At 70.0% G+C, this 21,288-nt stretch carries 18 protein-coding genes; 12 read left to right on the forward strand and 6 right to left on the reverse strand.

Annotated features, from left to right (window positions below):
- Window positions 1-53 precede the first annotated feature (53 nt).
- Window positions 54-1,328, reverse strand: coding sequence for an MFS transporter (locus ACZ66S_RS32690; RefSeq protein ID WP_469905258.1), 1,275 nt, complete (start codon window positions 1,326-1,328; stop codon window positions 54-56).
- A 17-nt stretch (window positions 1,329-1,345) separates the two neighbouring features.
- Window positions 1,346-1,885 (reverse strand): ArsR/SmtB family transcription factor, encoded by a 540-nt coding sequence (locus ACZ66S_RS32695; RefSeq protein ID WP_469905174.1) that lies wholly within the window; start codon window positions 1,883-1,885, stop codon window positions 1,346-1,348.
- A gap of 193 nt (window positions 1,886-2,078) precedes the next feature.
- On the opposite strand from ACZ66S_RS32695, the gene ACZ66S_RS32700 reads away from it, so the two are divergent.
- From ACZ66S_RS32700 to ACZ66S_RS32710, 3 genes are read left to right on the forward strand one after another with little or no spacing between them, the layout of a single operon-like run.
- Window positions 2,079-2,747 carry a TetR/AcrR family transcriptional regulator gene (locus tag ACZ66S_RS32700; protein ID WP_469905175.1) on the forward strand — a complete coding sequence of 223 codons (669 nt, stop codon included), beginning with the start codon at window positions 2,079-2,081 and terminating at the stop codon, window positions 2,745-2,747.
- A gap of 10 nt (window positions 2,748-2,757) precedes the next feature.
- Window positions 2,758-3,525 (forward strand): SDR family NAD(P)-dependent oxidoreductase, encoded by a 768-nt coding sequence (locus tag ACZ66S_RS32705; protein WP_469905176.1) that lies wholly within the window; start codon window positions 2,758-2,760, stop codon window positions 3,523-3,525.
- A 35-nt stretch (window positions 3,526-3,560) separates the two neighbouring features.
- Entirely contained in the window at window positions 3,561-4,601 is a 1,041-nt protein-coding gene (locus ACZ66S_RS32710; protein WP_469905177.1) for an NAD(P)-dependent alcohol dehydrogenase, read from the forward strand.
- 65 nt (window positions 4,602-4,666) lie between these two features.
- On the opposite strand, the gene ACZ66S_RS32715 is transcribed toward ACZ66S_RS32710, so the two are convergent.
- Entirely contained in the window at window positions 4,667-5,698 is a 1,032-nt protein-coding gene (locus tag ACZ66S_RS32715; RefSeq protein WP_469905259.1) for a C40 family peptidase, read from the reverse strand.
- A 367-nt stretch (window positions 5,699-6,065) separates the two neighbouring features.
- Here ACZ66S_RS32715 and ACZ66S_RS32720 point away from each other — a divergent pair, with 367 nt between their 5' ends.
- On the forward strand, window positions 6,066-6,245 hold the full coding sequence (locus ACZ66S_RS32720; RefSeq protein ID WP_469905178.1) for a DUF6480 family protein: 180 nt from the start codon (window positions 6,066-6,068) through the stop codon (window positions 6,243-6,245).
- A gap of 273 nt (window positions 6,246-6,518) precedes the next feature.
- Here the strand turns inward: ACZ66S_RS32720 and ACZ66S_RS32725 are convergent, their stop codons facing one another.
- Entirely contained in the window at window positions 6,519-7,535 is a 1,017-nt protein-coding gene (locus tag ACZ66S_RS32725; protein WP_469905179.1) for a LacI family DNA-binding transcriptional regulator, read from the reverse strand.
- A gap of 187 nt (window positions 7,536-7,722) precedes the next feature.
- Between ACZ66S_RS32725 and ACZ66S_RS32730 the strand changes: the two genes are divergently transcribed.
- From ACZ66S_RS32730 to ACZ66S_RS32750, 5 genes are all read left to right on the forward strand, one after another.
- Entirely contained in the window at window positions 7,723-9,549 is a 1,827-nt protein-coding gene (locus ACZ66S_RS32730; protein ID WP_469905180.1) for a glycoside hydrolase family 2 protein, read from the forward strand.
- A 135-nt stretch (window positions 9,550-9,684) separates the two neighbouring features.
- A complete protein-coding gene (locus ACZ66S_RS32735) occupies window positions 9,685-11,031 on the forward strand; it encodes an extracellular solute-binding protein (RefSeq protein ID WP_469905181.1) in 1,347 nt (448 codons plus the stop codon).
- Window positions 11,032-11,065: 34 nt separating this feature from the next.
- On the forward strand, window positions 11,066-11,971 hold the full coding sequence (locus tag ACZ66S_RS32740) for a carbohydrate ABC transporter permease (protein WP_469905182.1): 906 nt from the start codon (window positions 11,066-11,068) through the stop codon (window positions 11,969-11,971).
- A gap of 1 nt (window position 11,972) precedes the next feature.
- The gene (locus ACZ66S_RS32745) at window positions 11,973-12,920 is read left to right on the forward strand and encodes a carbohydrate ABC transporter permease (protein WP_469905183.1); all 948 of its coding nucleotides are present in this window, start codon (window positions 11,973-11,975) and stop codon (window positions 12,918-12,920) included.
- A 122-nt stretch (window positions 12,921-13,042) separates the two neighbouring features.
- A complete protein-coding gene (locus tag ACZ66S_RS32750) occupies window positions 13,043-14,434 on the forward strand; it encodes a glycoside hydrolase family 43 protein (RefSeq protein WP_469905260.1) in 1,392 nt (463 codons plus the stop codon).
- A gap of 70 nt (window positions 14,435-14,504) precedes the next feature.
- On the opposite strand, the gene ACZ66S_RS32755 is transcribed toward ACZ66S_RS32750, so the two are convergent.
- Entirely contained in the window at window positions 14,505-17,243 is a 2,739-nt protein-coding gene (locus ACZ66S_RS32755; RefSeq protein WP_469905184.1) for a helix-turn-helix transcriptional regulator, read from the reverse strand.
- Window positions 17,244-17,489: 246 nt separating this feature from the next.
- Between ACZ66S_RS32755 and ACZ66S_RS32760 the strand changes: the two genes are divergently transcribed.
- Complete coding sequence (locus tag ACZ66S_RS32760) at window positions 17,490-18,356, forward strand: alpha/beta fold hydrolase (RefSeq protein WP_469905185.1); 867 nt, start codon at window positions 17,490-17,492, stop codon at window positions 18,354-18,356.
- A gap of 11 nt (window positions 18,357-18,367) precedes the next feature.
- Here the strand turns inward: ACZ66S_RS32760 and ACZ66S_RS32765 are convergent, their stop codons facing one another.
- The gene (locus tag ACZ66S_RS32765) at window positions 18,368-18,493 is read right to left on the reverse strand and encodes a hypothetical protein (RefSeq protein ID WP_469905186.1); all 126 of its coding nucleotides are present in this window, start codon (window positions 18,491-18,493) and stop codon (window positions 18,368-18,370) included.
- A gap of 105 nt (window positions 18,494-18,598) precedes the next feature.
- Here ACZ66S_RS32765 and ACZ66S_RS32770 point away from each other — a divergent pair, with 105 nt between their 5' ends.
- Together ACZ66S_RS32770 and ACZ66S_RS32775 are read left to right on the forward strand one after the other, a co-directional pair.
- On the forward strand, window positions 18,599-19,468 hold the full coding sequence (locus ACZ66S_RS32770) for a DUF427 domain-containing protein (protein ID WP_469905187.1): 870 nt from the start codon (window positions 18,599-18,601) through the stop codon (window positions 19,466-19,468).
- Window positions 19,469-19,510: 42 nt separating this feature from the next.
- The gene (locus tag ACZ66S_RS32775; protein ID WP_469905188.1) at window positions 19,511-21,250 is read left to right on the forward strand and encodes an MOSC domain-containing protein; all 1,740 of its coding nucleotides are present in this window, start codon (window positions 19,511-19,513) and stop codon (window positions 21,248-21,250) included.
- The last annotated feature ends 38 nt before the right edge of the window (window positions 21,251-21,288 follow it).

Consider the following 21,288-nt stretch of genomic DNA (forward strand, 5'->3'; position numbering starts at 1 on the left):
ACGAACTCGCCCCTCGCGTCAGACAGAAGGCAGATGGCAGATGGCAGATGGCATCACGACCCGTCAGGTGCACTCACCTTGGCGGGTTCCTCGGACGCCTGATGATCCGGACCCTCGGTCGGCGCCGCCGCACGCAACGCCGCTTCGACCCTGCGGTTACTGGTCATGGAGGCAGTGACGGCGGTCATCGTCAGGAGGAGGACAGCGGCAGCGTAGAGCGGGGTACGGATGTCGTAGGTGGTGGCCAGCCAGCCGCCGAGGAAGGCTCCAATGGGGGCGGCGCACATGGCCAACATGCGGGAGGTGGAGGCCACGCGGCCCATGAGGTGGGCCGGGACGATCGCCTGCCGGAGAGAGGGCGCGAGAACCATCGTGGCGCCCATGCCGGCCCCGCAGACAGCGAGCGCCAACCCCGCCACGTAAGGGTTCGGGGCAGCGGCCAGGCCCAGCATGGCAAGTCCTTCGACCGCTGCGGTGCAGGTCAGCGCGGTGCCGGTGCCGAGTCGCCGGCCGAGGTAGGAGGCGATGCCCGCACCGAGCAGGCCACCGGTGGCCTCCGCTGTGAGGAGCAGGCCGAAGCCGTAGGTGTCGATGCCGAGGCGGTCGTGCGCGAAGAGGGCGAGGACGGTCTCCACGGCGAGGAAGGCGACGTTCCCGACCGCCGGGCGAAGCGCGAGCCCGAGCAGCACGCGGTCCCGGAAGACGTACGACGCACCGGCCCGCGCCTGCCGGAGCAGTGACTCGCGGATCTGCGGCGCGGGCCGGGCCACGGCGGGAAGTGATCGTACGAGCAGCGCGGACACCATGAACGACACCGCGTCGGCGAGCAGCGGAACCGCTCGCCCGAGCGCGAGCAGCGCACTGCCCGCAGGTGGTCCCGCGAAGCCGGACATGGCGGTCTGGGCTCCCCGCAAACGGGAGTTGGCCCGCTCCAGGAGTGCGGGGTCACGGCCGAGCAGGTCCGGCAGATAGGCCGTGGCGGCCGTGTCGAAGAAGAGTCCGCCGAGGCCGAGCAGGAAGGCGACGGCCGCGAGCAGTGGAATGCTCAGCACGTCGAGCGCGGCCGCTGCCGCCGGTATCGCGAGCAGCGCCGCACGCGCCGCGTCCATGCCCCACATCGTGCGCCGCCGGTCCCAGCGGTCCACCAGCGCGCCGCCGAGCACCCCGAAGAGCAGCCATGGCAGTGTCCCGGCGGCCGTGACGACGGCGAGCGCCATCGGATCCCGCGTCAACGTCAGCGCGAGCAGCGGCAGTGCCGCATGTGACACTCCGTCACCTAGCGAGGACACCGTCTGCGCTGTCCACAACCGGCCGAACCCGGTCGGCAACCTCCCTGTTTCCGCGGTCACTTGGCCCCCTCGTCGGTCTGTCGGCGCGGTGCCGGGTGGAAGAGCGCGAAGACGAGTGACGCGTCCGGCAAAGACGGGTCGGACAGCTCCCGGTACTCGTCCGCCAGGGCCTCCAGCCGCGCCCCCAACTGTGCGAACTGCTCCTCGGTGAGCCGCAGATGCGCCATCCGCACGTGCCGCTCCCCGTCCGCCCGCGACGCCTCCAGGTCCGCCACCGCGTGCCGCATCAGCACGTCCGGGCCGCCCTCGCCGGGGTCCGGCAGTTCGATCGACCGTGCGGCCATCGCGTAGTACCGCTCGGTGACCCCCCGCACTTTCCGTGTCCGCACCACCTTCACCAGGCCGGCCCGTTCCAGCAGCCGCACGTGATAGCTGGAGCTCCCCTTCGCGAGACCCACCCGCTCGGCGATCTGCGTGATCGTCGCCGGCTCGAAGCGGAGCACGGCCATGATCCGGTGACGCGTGAGGTTGGAAACGGCGCGGAGCTGCTCGTCCGTCGTGACGTGAAACGTCTCGGGAAGGTCGTCGGTAGGCATGCGAGCAATGGTCAACGACTCTTGACCATTGCGCAAGGGGATATGCCGCACGGACTTCCGCCATCCGCCGCCCCGTGCGGCACACGCCCGGACGAACCGGATCCCGGCCTCGCTCCCGATTCGTGTCCCACTGAGTCACATGTCTCAGTGGGACTCATGTCCCACTGGGACATCAAGGAGTAGGCTGGACATCATGAAGGCAACGGAACCGGCCTCCCCCGCCCAGGACCGACGCAGGCGCAAGGCCCAGCAGACCCGTGGCGCGCTGGCCGCAGCCGCGATGGAGCTGATCCTGGAGCACGGGTTGGCGGACACCACCGTCGAGGCGATAGCAGAGCGGGCCGACGTGACCCGCCGTACCTTCAGCCGGCACTTCTCCGGCAAGGAGGACGCCGCCCTGGACTTCGTCCGCGGGGACGGCGATCGCATCAACGCGCTGCTGCGCGCCCGGCCGGCGACGGAGCCACCCCTCCTCGCCTACCGGCGGGCGGTGCGCGCCTGGCTCGGCGACCAGGAGAACCCGGCTCACCATCTGCGCCCGCGGATGCGCCGGCTGCTGACCCTGGTGGACACCGAACCCGCCCTGTTCGCCGCCTACGAACGCATCCGGGTCGACGCCCAGGAGGAGTCCATCCGCATCATCGCCGAACGCCTCGGCACGGACGACGTGCGGGACATCCGCCCGGCCGTCGTCGTGGACGCCGCCGCCGGTGTCCTCACCGCCGCACTGCGCATCTGGGCGCGTGGCGCGGAGGCACACGACTCGGGAGCCGCAGACCTGGCCGCCCTGGTGGAGCGGGCCTACGACGCCCTGATCACGGAGGCCGCCACCGCGGTCGCCGAACCATCTTCCGAAGAGTGAGAACAGCACCATGAGCACCACCGACAGCAGTGAATTCGCGGGCCGTACCGCCCTGGTCACCGGCGCCGCCTCCGGTATCGGCCTGGCCACCGCCCGGCTCCTGGGCGCCGGCGGCGCGAACGTCGTCATCGCCGACTACAACGTCGAGGGCGCCGAACAGGCCGCCGACGCCCTCAGGGCCGAAGGCATCAAGGCCGCGGCCGTGCAGCTCGACGTGACCGACGCCGCCTCCGTGGCCGCGGCCGTCACCTTCGCCGTGGACACCTTCGGCGCCCTCCACCTCGCCGTGAACAACGCCGGCATCGGCGGCCCCAGCGCCCCCACCGGCGAGTACGACCTCGACGCCTACAACCGGGTCATCCGCACCAACCTGGACGGGGTCTTCCACTCCCTGCGCCATGAGCTGCCCGCCATCGAGGCGGCCGGCCAGGGCGGCGCCATCGTCAACGTCGCCTCCATCCTCGGCTCGGTCGGCTTCGCCGGTTCCGTCGCCTACGTCGCCGCCAAGCACGGCGTGGTCGGCATGACCAAGACCGCCGCCGCCGAGTACGCGGCGAAGAACATCCGCATCAACGCGGTCGGGCCCGGCTTCATCGAGACCCCACTCCTCCAGGGCATGGACAAGCAGGCCTACGACGGTCTGGTCGGCCTGCACCCGATCGCCCGCCTCGGCCGCCCCGAGGAGGTCGCGGAGCTGATCGTCTTCCTGCTCTCCGAGCGCGCCTCGTTCATCGCCGGCAGCTACCACCTGGTCGACGGCGCCTACACCGCCCTCTGAGCCGCAGCCGAGCCGCGCGGAAAGGAATTCACATCATGAAGGCACTGCAGTACCGCACGATCGGCGCCGCCCCCGAAGTGGTCACGGTCCCCGATCCCGAGCCCGGTCCCGGCCAGGTCCTGCTGAAGGTCACCGCCGCCGGTGTCTGCCACTCCGACATCGCGGTGATGAGCTGGCCCGCCGAGAACTTCCCCTACGAGCTTCCCCTCACCCTCGGCCACGAGGGCGTCGGCACCGTCGCCGCCCTCGGCGCGGGTGTGAGCGGGCTCCGTGTAGGCGACTCGGTCGCGGTGTACGGCCCCTGGGGCTGCGGCACCTGCGCCAAGTGCGCGGAGGGCAAGGAGAACTACTGCCTGCGCGCGGACGCTCTCGGCATCCGACCGCCGGGCCTTGGCTCACCGGGTGCCATCGCCGAGTACCTGCTGGTCGACGACCCGCGGCACCTCGTACCGCTGGACGGACTGGACCCGGTCGCCGCGGTTCCGCTGACCGACGCGGGCCTGACTCCGTACCACGCGATCAAGCGGTCGCTGCCGAAGCTGGTCCCCGGTTCGACGGCCGTGGTCATCGGCACCGGTGGGCTGGGGCACGTCGCCATCCAGTTGCTGCGCGCGCTCACGCCGGCCCGGGTGATCGCCCTCGACGTCAGTGAGGACAAGCTGCGCCTGGCGAAGGACGTCGGCGCCCATGAAGCGGTGCTCTCCGACGCCGCCGCGGCGGCCGCCGTACGCACCCTGACCGGGGGCATGGGCGCGGAAGCCGTCCTCGACTTCGTGGGGGTCGAACCCACCGTGCGGACCGCGGCGGCCGTGGCCGCGGTGGAGGCCGACGTCACGATCGTCGGCATCGGCGGCGCCAGCCTGCCGGTGGGCTTCGGCACCCTGCCCTTCGAGGTGTCCGTCACCGCGCCCTACTGGGGCAGCCGCGGCGAGTTGATCGAGGTGCTGGGCCTGGCCCGCTCGGGCGCGGTCTCGGTGCACACCGAGACGTACTCGCTGGACGAGGCTCCCCTCGCCTACGAGCGCCTGCACGCCGGACAGATCAAGGGCAGGGCCGTCATCCTGCCCAACGGCTGAGCCATGCAGAAGCGGCCCCCTGCACACACGCGTGCAGGGGGCCGGCTCGTCGGGGCCGGGTTCCGTCAGCCGACCACGCGCACGCCGAACTGGAACGAACCGATCGTGCTCATCGACTCGTAGCGGACGTAGGCGCCCGGGTAAGGCGCGTGCAGCACCTGGCCGTTGCCCGCGTAGATCCCGACGTGCTCGGTGTTGTTGAAGAAGACGAGGTCGCCGGGCTTGAGCGCGCTCATGCCGACATGGGCTCCGTCGTTGACCTGGGTGTAGGTGACCCGGGATATCTTCACCCCCGCCTGCGCGTACGCCCACTGCGTGAGGCCGGAGCAGTCATAGGAGTTGGGGCCCGTCCCGCCGCGGGCGTACGGCTTGCCCACCTGCGTGGCGGCCGCATTCAGGGCTGAGGCACCGAACGGGGAGGCGGCCACCTCGCTGCCGAGGTCGACGCGGCTCGCGGAGGACCGGCTGGCGCGCTGCTCGTCGTCGGCGATCTCCTGACGCTCCGCGGCCGTCAGGGAGTTCAGGAGCGCCTGCGCCTTCCTGAGCTTGGTCTGGATCTCCTTCTTCTTCTCACCGAGCGTGGTGCGGGCCACCGCGAGGTTCTTGAGCTTCTCCGAGGCCTCCGCGCGTTCCTGCGCCAGCTCCCTCTGCTTCGCCTGCACCTTCTTGAGCGCCTCCACCTGCTGCGCGGACAGCGCCTCGAGTGTGGACGCCTTGTCGAGGTAGTCGTCCGGGTCGGCGGAGAGGAAGAGCTGGAGCGAGGGGTCGATGCCGCCCGAACGGTACTGCTCGCTGGCCATCGAACCGAGCTTCGCACGCAGTTCGTTGAGCTCGCCCTGCTCGCGGGCGACCTTGTCCTGGAGCCGGCTGATCTCCTTCTCCAGCTTGTCCTGCTTCTCCTGCGCCTCGTCGTACTGGTTGGTGGCGCGCTCGGTCTCCTCGTACAGCTTGTCGACCTTCTCCTTGACCTCGGCCTTGGTGGCCTTGGGGGCCGCGTTGGCGGACTGGGAGGCCAGGGCCACGGCAGCGGCGGCCGTCGCGGTCAGTACGGTCACGCGGGCTCGGCCGGGCTGTTTCGGTCGACGGTGGGACGCCACGAAGACGAACTCCTTCTTCCTCCAACCACCCACACGAAGCACGGTGGACGGCGCCCCGCCGCCGTCGCTCGCCTCATGCGAGCGACCTTCCGAACGAGGGGTCCACGCCACCCTAGTGATCTTCCCGTGACCAAATCAAAGACAGTTGTGCACAACTCCCGTCACGTTCCCCATCGTTCACGTACAAAGCGATCACAGCCCACGAAAAGGCTACTCACCGTAGCCGCCGCGGTACCCGACATGGGCCTCCCGCGCGTCCGGCCTTCGGTGGCGGAGTGCATCCGAACAGGGAGTCCACACAGAACACCCAAGAGAGCACAAAAGCGGTAAACGGATCCTGGACGCTCGCAACCGAGGAGGCCGGACCATGACTCACCCTCTCGTCCCGCCGAACGAGACCCCCGCTGTCGAGGGGTCGACCGCCGAAGCGCATCAGGAACGGGCGGACGGCGGCATCTGGGAGCACCCCGGGATCTGGCTCGGACTGATCCTGTTCGGATGCCTTCTCATCGCCGCGTTCTTCGTGGGCCGCATCGCGGGTCTGTGACACCAGATCCGTGCGACGGGGTCGGCGGCCGACGTTCTACGGTCGTGCGGCCGGGGTGCGTTGAGCTCGCGCGCCGGTCGGCACTCCCGGCATGGAGCCGCGCCGTACCGGCCGCGCAGCGGACCGCAAGAGGCACCTCGTCTTGAGCGGCACGTTCATCGTCTACAAGGGTCAACGGTCGTGCCGCCCGGGACACGCACGCGACCGCGTCACGCACCCGTACGTCCCCGGCGACAGCGCGCCGACGCCGAAGCGACCTGTGCGTGCCGACCCTCACCCCCCGCTGCTCTCCCGCACCACGATCCGATGGCCCACGACCTCGTCCCGGTAGGGGGCGGTCGAGTCCGGGTCGTCCACGCGCTCCAGCAGCCGGGTGACCGCCACGCGGGCGATCTCCCGTTTGTCGGGCGAGACGGTGCTCAGGCTGGGGACGCTGAACCGGGAGGCCTGGATGTCGTCGAAACCGACCACGTCGAGGTCACCGGGAACCCGCACACCGGCTTCGTGCAGGGCGCGCAGGGCGCCGAGTGCCAGATTGTCGTTCAGGCACAGCAGCGCGTCCGGAGGGGACACGCCCCGTGCCAGGCGGGCGGCCGCCTCGGCGCCGTCGTGCCAGTGGTAGGCGCCCACCGGCACCACCAGGTCGGCGTCGAAGGGAAGGCCCGCCGCGGTCAGGGCCTCACGGTAGCCGTCGGTGCGCAGCCGGTCGGTGCCCTGTCTGCCGCGCAGGGTGCCGCCGATCACCGCGATGCGCCGGCGCCCCCGGGACAGCAGGTGTTCGGTGGCCTCGCGCGCGGCCCGTACGTTGTCGATGCCGACGTGGTCGGTGTGTCCTTCGGCGGCGTGCTCGCCGAGCAGCACCAGGGGCAGCCGGCGGTCGCGGGTGGCCAGGTCGCGGGGCAGCAGGGACAGCGGGCTGAGGATCACCCCGTCGCAGAACTGGGTGTCGAAGCCGTGCAGCGCGGCCAGTTCGCGCTCGCGCTCTCCGCCGGTGTGGTCGATCAGCACGGTCCGGCCCTGGCGTCCGGCCACCTCCATGACGTGCCGGGCCAGTTCGGAGAAGTACGCGACGTCGAGTTCGGGCACGGCGAGGGTGATCATGCCGGTGCGGCCCTGACGCAACTGTCGGCCGGCGATGTTCACGCGGTAGCCCAGGGCGTCGATCGCCTCCTGGACGACGGTGCGGGTCCGTTCCGAGACGTGTTCGTAGTTGTTGATCACGTTGGAGACGGTTTTGGGTGAGACGCCGGCGTACTCCGCCACGTCCTTGATCCTCGGTCTGGCCGCCACGCTGACCTTCCTTCCGAACTCCGGCGATCATACCGATCACAGAGAGCCCTTTCCGGCCACCCGGTCCCACAGCAGAATCTGCGCCCGAGGTATTTACATCGATGTAATCGGCATGGTGCCATGTGCCCGCACGCTTCCGCACCTGGCGTGCAACGCACCGACCTGCAATCTCGCTTCGAGGAGCACCATGCCCGACCCGTACCTCCCGGACGAGCCACCCCGCCCCGAGTACCCCAGGCCCCAGTTCGTCCGGGACGCCTGGCTGAATCTCAACGGCGAGTGGCAGTTCGAGATCGACCGGTCCGACACCGGTCTGGAACGCGGCCTCACCGACCGCGACCTGGCCGACCGCATCCTCGTCCCGTTCTGCCCGGAGTCGGAGCTGTCCGGCGTCGGCGAGACGGACTTCCTGGAGGCGGTCTGGTACCGGCGTACCGTGACCGTGCCCGCCGAGTGGACCGACAGCCGCGTGCTGCTGCACTTCGGCGCGGTCGACCACGACACCACCGTGTGGGCCAACGGGCAGGAGGTCGCCCGGCACCGCGGAGGCTTCACCCCGTTCACCGCCGACCTCGGCGAGGTGGTCGCGGCCGGCGAGGAACTCACCGTCGTCGTACGCGCCCGGGACAGCCGCCACACCGTGCAGGCCCGCGGCAAGCAGGCGACCTGGTACGCCAACACGCACTGCCACTACACCCGGACCACCGGCATCTGGCAGACCGTGTGGCTGGAGCCGGTCCCCCGCGCCGTAGCGCTGCGACGCCCCCGCATCACCCCCGAGCTGGCCACCGGCTCCTTCCTGGTCGAGCTGCCGCTGTCCGCGAACCTCGCCGGTCACCGTGTGCGTGCGACGCTGAGCGACGCCGACGGCACCGTCGTCACCGCCGAGGGACGCGCCGATCTCGACCTGTGCCCCCGGCTGACGCTCGCCGTCCCCGAGGAGCGGCGGCGCACCTGGTCACCGGATGACCCCCATCTGTACGACCTGGTCCTGGAAGTGCTCGGCCCGGACGGGTCGGTGGTCGACAGCGTCCGCTCCTACGCGGGGCTGCGTTCGGTGTCCGTGCGTGGCAAGGAGCTGCTGCTCAACGGCGAGCGGGTCTTCCAGCGGCTGGTGCTGGACCAGGGCTACTACCCCGACGGCCTGATGACCGCGCCGAGCGACGCCGCGCTGCTGCGGGACATCGAGCTGGGGATGGCGGCCGGGTTCAACGGGGCAAGGCTGCACCAGAAGGTCTTCGAGGAGCGCTTCCTGTACCACGCCGACCGGCTCGGCTACCTGGTGTGGGGCGAGTTCGGGGACTGGGGCTGCGAGGTCGGCGTACGCGACGACAACCAGCGGCCCGACGCCTCGTTCGTCACGCAGTGGCTGGAGGCGCTGGAGCGGGACCACTCGCACCCCTCGATCGTCGGCTGGTGCCCGCTGAACGAGACGTACCAGAACCTGCACGACCGCATCACCGTGCTGGACGACGTCACCCGCGGCATGTTCCTCGCCACCAAGCAGGCCGACCCCACCCGTCCGGTCATCGACGCCTCCGGCTACGCGCACCGGGTGCCGGAGACGGACGTCTACGACTCGCACTGTTACGAGCAGGACCCGGCCGCCTTCGCCAAGATCATGGACGGTCTCGCCGAGGACCGGCCGTACGTCAACACCGGTCCCGAGGGCCGCACTTGGTCCGTGCCCTATCGCGGACAGCCGTACTTCTGCAGCGAGTTCGGCGGGATCTGGTGGGACCCGGAAGCCGCCGCCGCGGCCGGAGACGACGCGGCGAGCTCCTGGGGGTACGGCGAACGGCCGCGCACCGAGGAGGAGTTCGTGGAGCGCTTCCACGGCCTGACCGGCGTGCTGCTCGACGATCCCGCCATGTTCGGCTACTGCTACACGCAGCTCACCGACGTCTTCCAGGAACGCAACGGCGTCTACCGCTTCGACCGCTCGCACAAGGCGGACACGGCACGGCTGCGCGCGGCCCAACTGCGCCCGGCGGCCTACGAGTCCACGCCGTAGCCTCCGGTGCACCGCTGTCCACACAGGGACGTACCCGACCCTGTCTGAGATTTACATCGATGTAAGAACCTGTGGTGGGTGACGGCGCCGGGCGATCCACGATCCCCGCGCCGCCGCCCACCGGGAAGGAACTCCATGACCGGCACACCCGCCCAGGTCGGTCGCCACGGGCCGACCCGACGCCGTGTCCTGACCACGGCACTCGCCGCCGGCGCGGCGGCCCTCGGCACCGGAGCGCTCACCGGCTGCGGCTCGGCCCTGGCCGCCGACGACGGCTCCACCGTCCGGATGTGGGACCTGTTCAGCGGCGCCGACGGCGGCCTGCTCAACGACATGGTCGCCAAGGCCCGGCCCGACATGCCCGGCACCCACGTCGAACGCACCGTCCTGGAGTGGGGCACGCCCTACTACACCAAGCTCGCCATGGCCTCCGCCGGCGGCCGGGGACCCGACGTCGCCGTCTCCCACATGTCCCGTCTCGCCGGGTACGCGCCCACCGGACTCCTCGACGCGTGGGACCTGGACGTCCTGGCGGAGTACGGCATCGCCCGGGACGACTTCGCCGACGCCGTCTGGTCCCGCACCCAGTTCGACGGCAAGACCTACGCCATCCCCCTGGACACCCACCCCTTCATCGTCTTCTACCACCCCGGACCGGCGAAGAAGGCCGGCCTCCTCACCGCCGACGGCACCCTCGACACGGACGCCTTCTCCTCTCCCGAGAAGTTCCTCGCCGCGGGCAAGGAGCTCGCCAAGGCCTCCGGCAAGCAGGGCATCGCGTTCGGCTACGTCACCGACACCGCCCAGTGCTGGCGGCTCTTCTACGGCCTCTACCACCAGACCGCCGGCCGGTTCGAGCTGCCCGAGGGCGGCCCGGCCGAGGTGGACGTCGACCGCATGGCCGAGGTCATCTCCTTCATGGCCAGGATCGTCGACGGCACCGTCAACCCCCGCAGCCTCGACTACGCCGCCGCCATCGCCTCCTTCGTCAACAACCAGACGGCGATGATCCTCTCCGGCGAATGGGAACTGGGCACCTTCCGCACGACCGACAAGAACATCGGCGCGGCCCCCTTCCCCACCGTGTTCGGCACCCCGGCCGTCTACGCCGACTCGCACTCCTTCGTCCTGCCCCACCGCGACCACCCCGACGAGGAGCACCGGCGCCGCACCCACCGCGCGGTGGCCGCCCTGCTCAAGGCCGGACAGATCTGGGCCACCGCTGGCCACATCCCCGCCTACACACCGGTCACCGAGACCGCCGAGTACGCCGCGCTCACCCCGCAGTCCGACTACGCCCAGGCCGCGGACCACGTCGTCCTCGACCCGGCGGCATGGTTCGCCGGAGCGGGCTCCGACTTCCAGAACGCGATGTCCCAGGTCCTCCAGCAGGCCCTCCTCGGCGATATGAGCCCGGACCGCGCGGCACGCGCCATGGTCCGCCGCCTCAACACCTTCCTCTCCAAGCCCAGCCCGGCCTGATCCGGCCCGAACCATCCGCGCAGGAGGCACAACGATGTCCTCTCCCCTCGCCCCGTCCCGCACCGGGACGCCCCCGGCGCGCCGGATCCTCTCCCCCGGCCTGCTCTTCGCCCTGCCCTTCCTCGTGCTCTTCGCGCTCTTCATGGTCTGGCCCCTGGTCCAGGGACTGTGGATGAGCCTCACCGACACCTCGCTGTCGGCCCACACACCGAGCTTCATCGGCCTCGACAACTTCTCCGAGGCGCTCCAGGACGCCGAGATGTGGCGGGCCCTCGGCCACACCGTGTGGTTCACCGTCCTGTCGACCGTCCCGCTCGTCGTCGTCGCCCTCGGCATGGCCCTCCTGGTCCACACCGGGCTGCCCGGCCAGTGGGTGTGGCGCCTGGCGTTCTTCGCGCCCTACCTGCTGCCCGTCGGGGTGGTCACGCTGGTGTGGGCCTGGCTCTTCCAGGGCGACCTCGGCCTGTACAACCAGCTCCTCAACGCGGTCGGTCTCGACTCCGTGGCCTGGCTGAGCGACAAGTCGGTCGCGATGTGGGCGATCGTGCTCACCACCCTGTGGTGGACCGCCGGCTTCAACTTCCTGCTCTACCTCGCGGCCCTGCAGTCCGTGCCCGACCACCTCTACGAGGCGGCCGCCCTGGACGGCGCGGGAGCCTGGCGGCGCCTGTTCTCCATCACGCTGCCGCAGCTCAGCCGGATCACCGTCGTCGTCACCGTGCTGCAGGTCCTCGCCTCGCTGAAGGTCTTCGACCAGATCTACCTGCTCACCAAGGGCGGCCCGGACAACTCCACCCGCCCGGTCATCGAGTACATGTACGACGTCGGCTTCACCGGCTACCGGCTCGGCTACGCCTCGGCGATCAGCTACGTCTTCTTCGCCCTCGTCATCCTCGCCTCCGCGGCCCAGTACGCCGCCCTCCGCCGCCGGGAGAAGTGACATGACCTCCACCACCGAGCTGCCCGCCCGCAGCCCCAAGGCCGCACCCCGCTCACCGGTCATCCGCGAGGTGGCCGCCCGCAGACACCGCGCCGAGGCCCGCCGCACCCACCTCTCCCTCGGCGACAGCCGCACCGCCCGCGCCCTCACCTTCGCGGTGCTCACCCTGCTGGCCCTGCTGTGGCTGCTGCCGGCCGGCTGGGGACTGCTGACCGCCTTCAAGTCGGAGCAGGACGCGAGCGATCCCGTCCACTGGCTGTGGCCGCGGCACGGCTTCACCTTCGACGGGTTCCGCAGCGTGTGGGAGCGCGGCGACCTGCCCCTGTGGATGTTCAACAGCTTCCTGATCGCGACCGTCGTCACGGTGGTCACGGTGGCCGTGTCGGCGATGGCCGGTTACGCCTTCTCCCGCACCCGGTTCGCCGGCCGCAAGGCCCTGTTCACCCTCACCGTGGCGGCCGTCCTGGTGCCGCCGCAGATGCTGATCGTGCCGTGGTTCCAGCAGATGCTCACCCTGAACCTGGTCGACACCTACGCGGCGGTGATCCTGCCGCAGACCGTCGCGCCGGTGATGGTGTTCATCCTCAAGCGCCATTTCGACTCCCTGCCACGGGAGTTGGAGGAGGCTGCGCGCATCGACGGCGCCGGGCACATCCGCATCTTCTGGTCCGTGCTGCTGCCGCTGTCCCGCCCGATGCTGTCGGCCGTCGCGATCTTCGTGTTCATCGGGGCCTGGAACAACTTCCTGTGGCCCTTCGTCTCCACCTCGGACCCCGATCTGATGACCCTGCCCGTGGGCATCACGTCGGTCAAGGACGCCTACGGTGTCCAGTACGCCCAGTCGATGGCGTCGGCCGTGCTGGCCGCGCTGCCCCTGGTGGTCGTCTTCCTGTTCTTCCAGCGGCACATCGTCAAGTCCGTCGCCACGACCGGACTCGGCGGCCAGTGAGACCGCCCGTCGGCTGAAAGGCACCCACCACTCAGGCACCACCCCACCCCACGGAGTCGCCCATGAGTACATCCCCCCGCACGGCCCGCACCGCGACACTGCTCGCCCTCCTGCTGACCGTGATGTTCTCCCTGGTCTCCACTCCCCCGTCGGCCGCGACGCCCCAGGCCGCGGCCGCCACCAGCAGCACGTTCCGCAATCCGCTCAACACCGGGCCCGACCCGTACCTGACGTACTTCAACGGCTCGTACTACATGACCACCACCCAGGGCGGCAGCATCCGCATGTGGCGCTCGCCGTCCCTGGCCACCCTGCTGGCCTCGGACCCCGTCACCGTCTGGACCGACACGGACAACTCCCGCAACAAGAACATCTGGGCCGCGGAGTTCTACCGCTTCGGCAACCGCTGGTACCTCTACTACACGGCCGACGACGGCGTGGACGACCACCACCGCGTCTACGTCCTCGAGTCCGACGCCGACTCCCCCACCGGCCCCTACCACTTCAAGTCGGCGCTGGTCCCGCCCAACCACACCGACGACTTCGCGATCGACCCCAGCGTCTTCACCCACAACGGCAAGCTGTACCTGGCCTACAGCGGCATCAACGCCTACCAGCACAACGGCCTCAACATCGCGCCGCTGTCGAACCCCTACACCGTCTCCGGCAACGCGGTCGCCATCAACGCCGCCGGCGGTTGCGCGGAGGTGCGAGAGGGACCGGAGTTCCTCAACCGCAACGGCCGTACCTGGATGACCTATTCGGCCTGCGACACCGGCAAGCCCGACTACCAACTGTGGATGCTCTCCCTCGCCGACGGCGCCGACCCGCTGGTGGCCGCCAACTGGCAGCAGCGCACCGGCGCGGTGTTCGCCCGCAACGACGCGGTCGGCGTGTACGGCCCCGGCCACCACGCCTTCTTCAAGTCCCCCGACGGCACCCAGGACTGGATGGTCTACCACGCCAAGACGACCTCGCAGTACACCTACACCGACCGCACCAGCCGTGCCCAGCAGATCAGTTGGAACGCCGACGGCAGCCCGAACCTCGGTACCCCGCTCGCCATGGGCGCCACCCAGAACCTGCCCTCCGGTGACCCCGGCTCGGGCAACCACTGGATCAACGACGACGGCCGTTCCAGCGGCGACGCCACCCTCGCCTACACCGGCGCGTGGAACTCCGGCACCGGCTGCGCCACGCAGTGCTTCTGGGGCGACGACCACTGGAGCGACCAGGCCGGCAACACCGCGACCTTCACCTTCACGGGCACCCGGATCGCGCTGCTGTCGGTGCGCGACACCGGCAATGGGATCGCCGCGATCAGCGTCGACGGCGGCGCGGAGACCCGCGTCGACTTCTACGGCGCGATCCGCACCGGGGAGACCGTCCAGTACGCCAGCCCGAAGCTGGCCCCCGGCCGGCACACCCTGCGGGTCCGGGTGACCGGCGAACACAACACCCAGTCCACGGCGTCCTTCGTGAGCGTGGACCGGGCCGAGGTGTACACCGGCTGACGGTCGCGCAAGGCGGCGGTCGCTCCTCTGCAGGGCGTTACTGGAGTGACCGCCGCATCACCGATGCCCGTCACGTTCCACGGCGGCTCGGAAGCACTTGGTCGAGTTGGCTGCGGGAGGTGATGCCCAGCTTGGTGAAGACCTTGCTCAGGTGGTACTGCACGGTGCGGGCGCTGATGAACAAGCGGGTACCGATCTCAGGGTTGGACAGTCCGTCCCGTGCCATGTGTGCGATCTGCGCTTCCTGCGCGGTCAGTTGGGCATGCCGGGCAGGTGCGGTACGTCTTTGGACGGTGCCACCGGAGGCTCGGAGTTCGCGACCGCTCCGCCCGGCGAACCCTGCCAGGCCCATGGCGTCGAGCAGGGCATGAGCCGTGCGCAGGTGTTCTCGGGCGTCGGCGCGGCGCCGTTCGCGGCGCAGCCACTCTCCGTAGAGCAGGTGCGAACGTGCGAGGTCCGCCCGAAAGCTGGTCTTGCCGAAGTGGGTGATCGCCTCCCGGTAGAGAAGATCGGCTGTGCTTCCTTCCTCCAGCAGGGCGTTGGCGCGTGCCTGCGTGCCCAGAGCCCAGTCGGTACCGCTGGCCGTGGCCATGACGGCCAGTGGGTGGAAGGCCTCTGCCGCGAGTTCCGGCTCGCCGCACCGGGTGGCAGCCTCGACGACCTCCGGCAGCACCCAGCACAGTGAGACGACCTCCGTGCCCTGGGCGACTGCGTGGTGACCTGCGGCCAGTGCCTGGTCGTACCGGCCGAGCCCGTTGTTGAGCACACTCGCGGCCCAGTCGGCGAAGATGACGCCGATGCCCTCTCCGCGCCGGGTGGCGTCGTCGAGTGTGGCCTGGATCAGTTGGACCGCTCGGGCCTCGTCGCCGCGGTATGCGGCGAGGCCCATGGCCGCGTAGGGCGCCAGGCCACTGCCTGTCGCCTCCTTCACTGCCTCCAGCTCGTGAGTCATCGCGTCCGTGGCGGTGAGATCGCCGGTGAACAACAGCAGCGCGGCACGTGCTGTCAGAGCGAGGGGAAGCTCGCTCAGCGCGCCGATCTCGCGTGCCAGGCGCAGATAGCGGGCGGAGAGTCGCTCCCACTGCTGATCGTCCCAGGTTCTTATGGCTGTGATGTTTGCCAGCCACATCCACCGCAGTTGCTCATCGACGGCCATGGCCGTGCCGAAGGTGCTGAGAGCCTGACGCAGGAGGGGCATCCCGGATGAATAGCCGTGATGGAGACTGGCCGCTGTGCCGTCGAGGAGGAGGTCGGGGGCACGTGGGGCGTGGCTGGGCGGCGGTGCGGTGCCGGCGGCTCTGGCCACCTCAGCGGCGTCGCTGCCGGGATGGGCCAGGTGGCCGGCGAAGATCGCGGCAGAGAGAGCGTCCAGGTAGGTGGCCCGGGACAGATCCGGGTCCACGGAAGCGAGCTGACCGGCCGCAGTGAGCAACAGTGCGGGGGCCTGGCCACCGCGGGCCGTGATGAAGTCGATCTGGGCTCGCAGCATGTCGACCGTGGCTTGCTGCAGGTCGTCGAGCGACTCGGCGTCAGCCATGGCCAACAGGTCGCGTGTCGCCTCCAGTTCGCCTGCTTGGATCGCGATCCGTGCGGCGGTCAGGGCTCGTGCGGCGCGGTGCTCCGGGTCGAGGGTGAGGGCCGCCGCCCTGTGGAGGAAGGCGGCAGCGGCGGCCAGGCCGCCGCGTGTCCGGGCCCGCTCGGCTGACGCCTCCAGATCCGCGGCGATGTCCTCGTCCGGGCCTGCCGTCGCCTGCGCCCGATGCCACGCGCGCCGGTCGGGATCGAGCTGCGGGTTGGTGGCGACTGCCAGGGCCTGGTGAATCCGGCGCCTGCGCCGGGCGGAGGCTGACTTGTAGGCCGCCGAGCGGGCCAGTGGGTGGCGAAACTGCACCCGGGTGTCGAGGCGCGCGAGGCCGTCGGCGACTTCCGGGACTGCGGCGGTGGAGGGATCGATGCCGAGGCGTGCTGCGGCTCGCCATACGAGTGCCGGATCGCCGGAGGGGTCGGCAGCGGCGACCTGAAGCAACATCCGGACTGGTTCCGGGAGGGCGGTGATGCGCCGCGAGAAGTGTTCCTCGATGCTTCCCATGCGCGGGGCGGCATCCGGAAGCCCGAATCCTCCGGCCAGTTCTGCCGCTGTCCATGCCTGCGGCAGCTCCAGCAGAGCCAGCGGGTTGCCGTGGGCCTCCAGGATGATCCGGTCCCGTACCTGTGTGTCGATCGGCCCGCTCCATACGGTGTCGAGCAGGGTGCGGGCGTCCTGGTCGGGCAGTCCCTTGACCGCCAGCTTCGGCAGTCCGGCCAGGTCGTCGGTACGGCGGGTGGCGAGGATCAAGCCGATCGATTCATTGCCGAGTCGACGAGCGACGAAGGCGAGGATCTGAGCCGAGGCCTGATCGAGCCACTGCTGGTCGTCGATCAGACACACCAGGGGCCGTTGCTCGGCCATGTCGGAAAGCAGTGCGAGCGTGGCCAAGCCGACCATGAAGCGGTCGGGTGCGGGACCCTCGCCCACACCGAACGTTGTCCGCAGCGCCGCACGCTGCGGAGCGGGCAGGTGCTCCAGCCGTTCGAGCATGGGCACACAGAGCTGGTGGAGCCCGGCGAAGGCGAGTTCCATCTCCGACTGGATCCCGGCCGCCCGTACGACGCGGCAGCCGTCCGCGCGGGTTGCCAGGTATTCGAGCAGAGCTGTTTTCCCGACGCCCGCCTCGCCGTGGAGGACGAGGGAGCGGCTCTCACCGGCACGCACGGCCTTGATCAACCGCTCGAGCACGTCGCGCTCGGCGTGGCGTCCGGTCAGCTCCACCGCGCGCCTCCACTTGCGCAGTTCAGCGTGCTTCCAGACACCAGCACACCACCTCCGCGGGTCGAACACCAGCCATCGTTGCCGGCCAGTGGCGGATGCGGGCGCCCGTGCGACAGGCGGACCGTACGAGGACACGCCCTGAACGCGTCCGACCGTCGGCCGCGCGACGCCCCAACCATCCCAGTCTCACGCACCACGCGGCCTGCAGTGGATCAAGCTGCCACTCAGGCCTGAGCGGAGAGGACCATGCCCACCCTTCACCACCGCTACGCAACGGTCCACGGCCAACGACTCTTCTACCGGGAAGCCGGCCCGGCCGACGCACCGACTGTGGTGCTGCTGCACGGCTTCCCCACCAGCTCCTTCATGTTCCGGGACCTGATTCCCCTGCTGGCCGACCGCTATCACGTGATCGCACCCGACCATCTGGGCTTCGGTCTGTCGGACGCGCCCTCGGTGGAGGAGTTCGACTACACCTTCGACGCGCTGTCGGACCTGACGGCGGAGCTTCTGACGGGCCTCGGGGTCAGCCGCTTCGCGATGTACGTCCAGGACTACGGGGCGCCGGTGGGGTGGCGTCTGGCGCTGGCTGATCCGACAGCGGTGACGGCGATCATCAGCCAGAACGGCAATGCCTACGAAGTCGGCTTCGTGGAGGAGTTCTGGAAGCCGGTGCGAGCGTACTGGGCGGAGCGGAGTGCCGAGACGGAAGCGGCTCTGCGCCAGGCACTGACGCTGGAGGTCACCCGGTGGCAGTACCTCAACGGAGCTCCCGAGGAGAGCCTGGTCAGCCCGGACACCTGGCACCACGACTTCGCTCTCCTGTCCAGGCCCGGGAACGACCTGGTACAGCTCCGGCTCTTCGCTGACTACGCGAACAATCTGCCGCTGTACCCGAAGCTGCACTCCTACCTGCGCGAGAGCCAGGTGCCGGTCCTGGCCGTGTGGGGCCGCAACGACGAGATCTTCGGCCCTGCGGGCGCCCTCGCATTCGCCGAGGATTCGCCCGGCGCTGAGATCTGTCTGCTCAACGGAGGTCACTTCCTCCTCGAGAGCCACCTGGACGCTACCGCCGGCATCATCCGTCAGTTCCTCGGGAGAGTGCTGACGTGACCGGCTGCCGGTCACAGCGGCAGTCGTCCTGGGTCTTCGGACGTGAGGGGGCGATGGCCCGTGTCGTGACGGTCGCCCGTCGTGCCGTGGAAGCCGGCGTCGTGGCTGCCGAGCGGGACCGTCACGATGACGATCATGCTCCTCGCTGCCTCGACCTGCGGCTTCGCACGTCCACGGCGGGGCAGCCTCGCACCCGACCGGACGGCGTCCTGTCCACCCACAGATCCGAGAGGAACCGGACCATGGGCCTTTCCTGGCAGCAAGGACCACTCGCCACCGGAGCAGTCGGCCGATTCCTGGTGCCCGGCCCGCTGCCCGACCGCATGCTGTTCGCCGAGCCACTGCGGCGGCGTATGCGGGTCAGATTCGCGGACACGTGGATCACCGACACGGAGGACGTCGTGCTCCTGCACGAGCCCGGCCGCTACCCCGTGGCCTACTTCCCACTGGCTGACGTCACCGGGGGCGTCCTGGAGGAGACCGCGCACACGACCCAGCATCGTGACCTTGGCCGGACCTCGTGGTACACCGTCCGGGCCGGGGACCACAGCAGACAGCGCGCAGCCTGGCAGCACAGCGATCTTCCCGATCACGCGCAGGACCTGAAAGGGCGGGTGGCCTTCGCGTGGCGGGCGATGGACGCCTTCTACGAGGAGGACGAACGAATCGTCGGGCACGCGGCGGACGCCTACCACCGCATCGACATCCGCCGGACCAGCCGACACCTGATCGTCCGCGGCGCCGACCGCGTCATCGCCGACAGTGTCCGGCCTCTGGTGCTGTACGAGTCCGGCTTCGCCCCTCGCTGGTACGTCCCCCGGGAAGACGTGGACGAGTCCGCTCTGCGCCCCGTCGACGGGCAGACCTTCTGCCCGTACAAGGGCCTGGCCAGCTACTACGACGTCGACGGCGCACGGCGCGCGGCCTGGTCGTACGAGAACGCCTGGTCCGAAGTACGGCGTGTCTCCGGGATGCTGTCGTTCGAACCCGACGAGATCGAGGTGCGGCTCGATGGCGTTCGGCAGAGGCTGGAGGCCGGTCAGAACGTCGTGTCGCACGGCGTCGACCGGAACCTTGACCTCGACGAAGCGATCTCTGAAGGGCAGGCCTGACCAGGAAGGTCCGTGGCGGGCCACCGTGGAGAGGATGAGCCGATGCCTTCCTTGCTGTCGGTGAATGTCGGCATGCCGAAGAACGTGAGGTGGAAGGACCGGACCGTCTGGACCGGCGTGTGGAAGTACCCGGTGGCGGGCCCGGTGATGGCCCGGCGGCTCGGTCTCGAAGGCGACGGCCAAGGGGACACCGCGGGCCATGGCGGTGAGCAGCGGGCCGTGCTGGTCTACCAGATCGAGTCGTACCGGTACTGGCAACAGCACTTCGGCCGCACCGACTTCTCCTACGGCCAGTTCGGGGAGAACCTCACGGTCGACGGCTTGGCCGACGACGAGGTGTGCATCGGGGACCGCTATCGCCTGGGCGAGGCCGAGTTCGAGGTGACCCAACCGCGGGTCACGTGTTACCGGGTGGGCATGCGGCTGGGCGAACCCGAGCTGCCCGCTCTCTTGGTCAGCCATCACCGCCCCGGCTTCTACATGCGTGTGATCCGCGAGGGACACATCCAGGCGGGAGACAAGGTCATCCGGACCCGGACCGGACCAGGAAGCCTGAGCGTGGCGGACACCGACGCGCTGCTCTACCTCCCCGGCCGCACACCCGCGAAGCTGCGGCTCGCCCTGGACATCCCGGCCCTGAGCCCCGGCTGGCAGGGCTCCTTCCGTGACCTTCTCCAGAGTGCGAAGCAGCCCGGCCCTGCTCCCGTCCCCGCGGAACCGAAGTTCGCCTGGGAAGGGTTCCGCTCGCTGCGCGTGGCCCAAGTGGTTCCGGAAAGTTCCTCCGTGTCCTCCCTCTACCTGGAAGCCGCTGACGGTTCCCCGCTGCCCTGGGCCCGCGCGGGCCAGTACCTCACCCTGCGCCTCCCGGGAGCCGGAGACCCAGCCCCGATCCGCACCTACTCACTGTCCTCAGCCCCGGGCGACGAGCGCTACCGGATCAGCGTCAAGCGCGAACCGCACGGTGCCGTCAGCGGGTACCTGACCACCAGGCTCGGGCCCGGCACGGTCCTCGATGCCGCGGCCCCGCGGGGGGAGTTCGTCCTCCACGAGGGGGAAGGCCCGGTTCTCCTCGTCTCCGCCGGGATCGGACTGACTCCCGTCCTGGGGATGCTCCACGAACTCGCCGCCTCCCACAGCAGCCGGGAGGTGTGGTGGATCCATGGCGCGCGCAACGCGAAGGAGCACCCGCTGGCCGCCGAGGCGCACACCCTGCTCGCATCGCTCACGCAGTCCCATGAGCAGGTGTTCTACAGTGCCGCCGACCCGGCGGAATGCCGCCGCCATCACGCCAAGCCCGGGCGCCTGACCAAGGACAGGCTGATGACACTGGGCATACCCTCGGATGCCACGGCATACGTGTGCGGGCCGACGCCCTTCATGACCGACATCGTGAACGCACTCACCGTCATGGGCCTCGACCCGGCCGCCGTGCACACCGAGGTCTTCGGTGCCCTGCCCTCCATCAATCCCGGAATCACGGAGCAGGCAGCCGTGCCGCCTCACCAACCGGCGGGACCGCCCGGAGCCGGGCCACTGGTCACCTTTGTCCGCAGCGGCATCTCCACGCCGTTCCCCGACAGCGCGGGCAGTCTGCTGGAACTCGCGGAGGCATGCGCCGTACCCACCCGCTGGAGCTGCCGCACCGGGGTGTGCCACACCTGCGCCACCCCCGTCCTGCTCGGCGAAGTCACCTACGAACCGACGCCACTTGAGGCTCCCGCCAACGGGCAGGCACTGATCTGCTGCACCCGACCCGCCACCGACATCGTCCTCGACATGTGAACAAGCCGCCCCCATGACCGCGAGCATCGATCCGGCAG

Source organism: Streptomyces sp. NPDC107471, from assembly GCF_055582845.1.

Excerpts from the sequence above, each read along its gene's own strand:
- ACZ66S_RS32750 (WP_469905260.1), top strand. The coding sequence starts at position 13,043 with ATGTTCTCCCTGGTCTCCACTCCCCCGTCGGCCGCGACGCCCCAGGCC.
- ACZ66S_RS32775 (WP_469905188.1), top strand. The coding sequence starts at position 19,511 with ATGCCTTCCTTGCTGTCGGTGAATGTCGGCATGCCGAAGAACGTGAGG.
- ACZ66S_RS32705 (WP_469905176.1), top strand. The coding sequence starts at position 2,758 with ATGAGCACCACCGACAGCAGTGAATTCGCGGGCCGTACCGCCCTGGTC.
- ACZ66S_RS32770 (WP_469905187.1), top strand. The coding sequence starts at position 18,599 with ATGGGCCTTTCCTGGCAGCAAGGACCACTCGCCACCGGAGCAGTCGGC.
- ACZ66S_RS32700 (WP_469905175.1), top strand. The coding sequence starts at position 2,079 with ATGAAGGCAACGGAACCGGCCTCCCCCGCCCAGGACCGACGCAGGCGC.
- ACZ66S_RS32760 (WP_469905185.1), top strand. The coding sequence starts at position 17,490 with ATGCCCACCCTTCACCACCGCTACGCAACGGTCCACGGCCAACGACTC.
- ACZ66S_RS32720 (WP_469905178.1), top strand. The coding sequence starts at position 6,066 with ATGACTCACCCTCTCGTCCCGCCGAACGAGACCCCCGCTGTCGAGGGG.
- ACZ66S_RS32745 (WP_469905183.1), top strand. The coding sequence starts at position 11,973 with ATGACCTCCACCACCGAGCTGCCCGCCCGCAGCCCCAAGGCCGCACCC.
- ACZ66S_RS32765 (WP_469905186.1), bottom strand. The coding sequence starts at position 18,493 with ATGATCGTCATCGTGACGGTCCCGCTCGGCAGCCACGACGCCGGCTTC.
- ACZ66S_RS32710 (WP_469905177.1), top strand. The coding sequence starts at position 3,561 with ATGAAGGCACTGCAGTACCGCACGATCGGCGCCGCCCCCGAAGTGGTC.
- ACZ66S_RS32735 (WP_469905181.1), top strand. The coding sequence starts at position 9,685 with ATGACCGGCACACCCGCCCAGGTCGGTCGCCACGGGCCGACCCGACGC.
- ACZ66S_RS32730 (WP_469905180.1), top strand. The coding sequence starts at position 7,723 with ATGCCCGACCCGTACCTCCCGGACGAGCCACCCCGCCCCGAGTACCCC.
- ACZ66S_RS32740 (WP_469905182.1), top strand. The coding sequence starts at position 11,066 with ATGTCCTCTCCCCTCGCCCCGTCCCGCACCGGGACGCCCCCGGCGCGC.
- ACZ66S_RS32695 (WP_469905174.1), bottom strand. The coding sequence starts at position 1,885 with ATGCCTACCGACGACCTTCCCGAGACGTTTCACGTCACGACGGACGAG.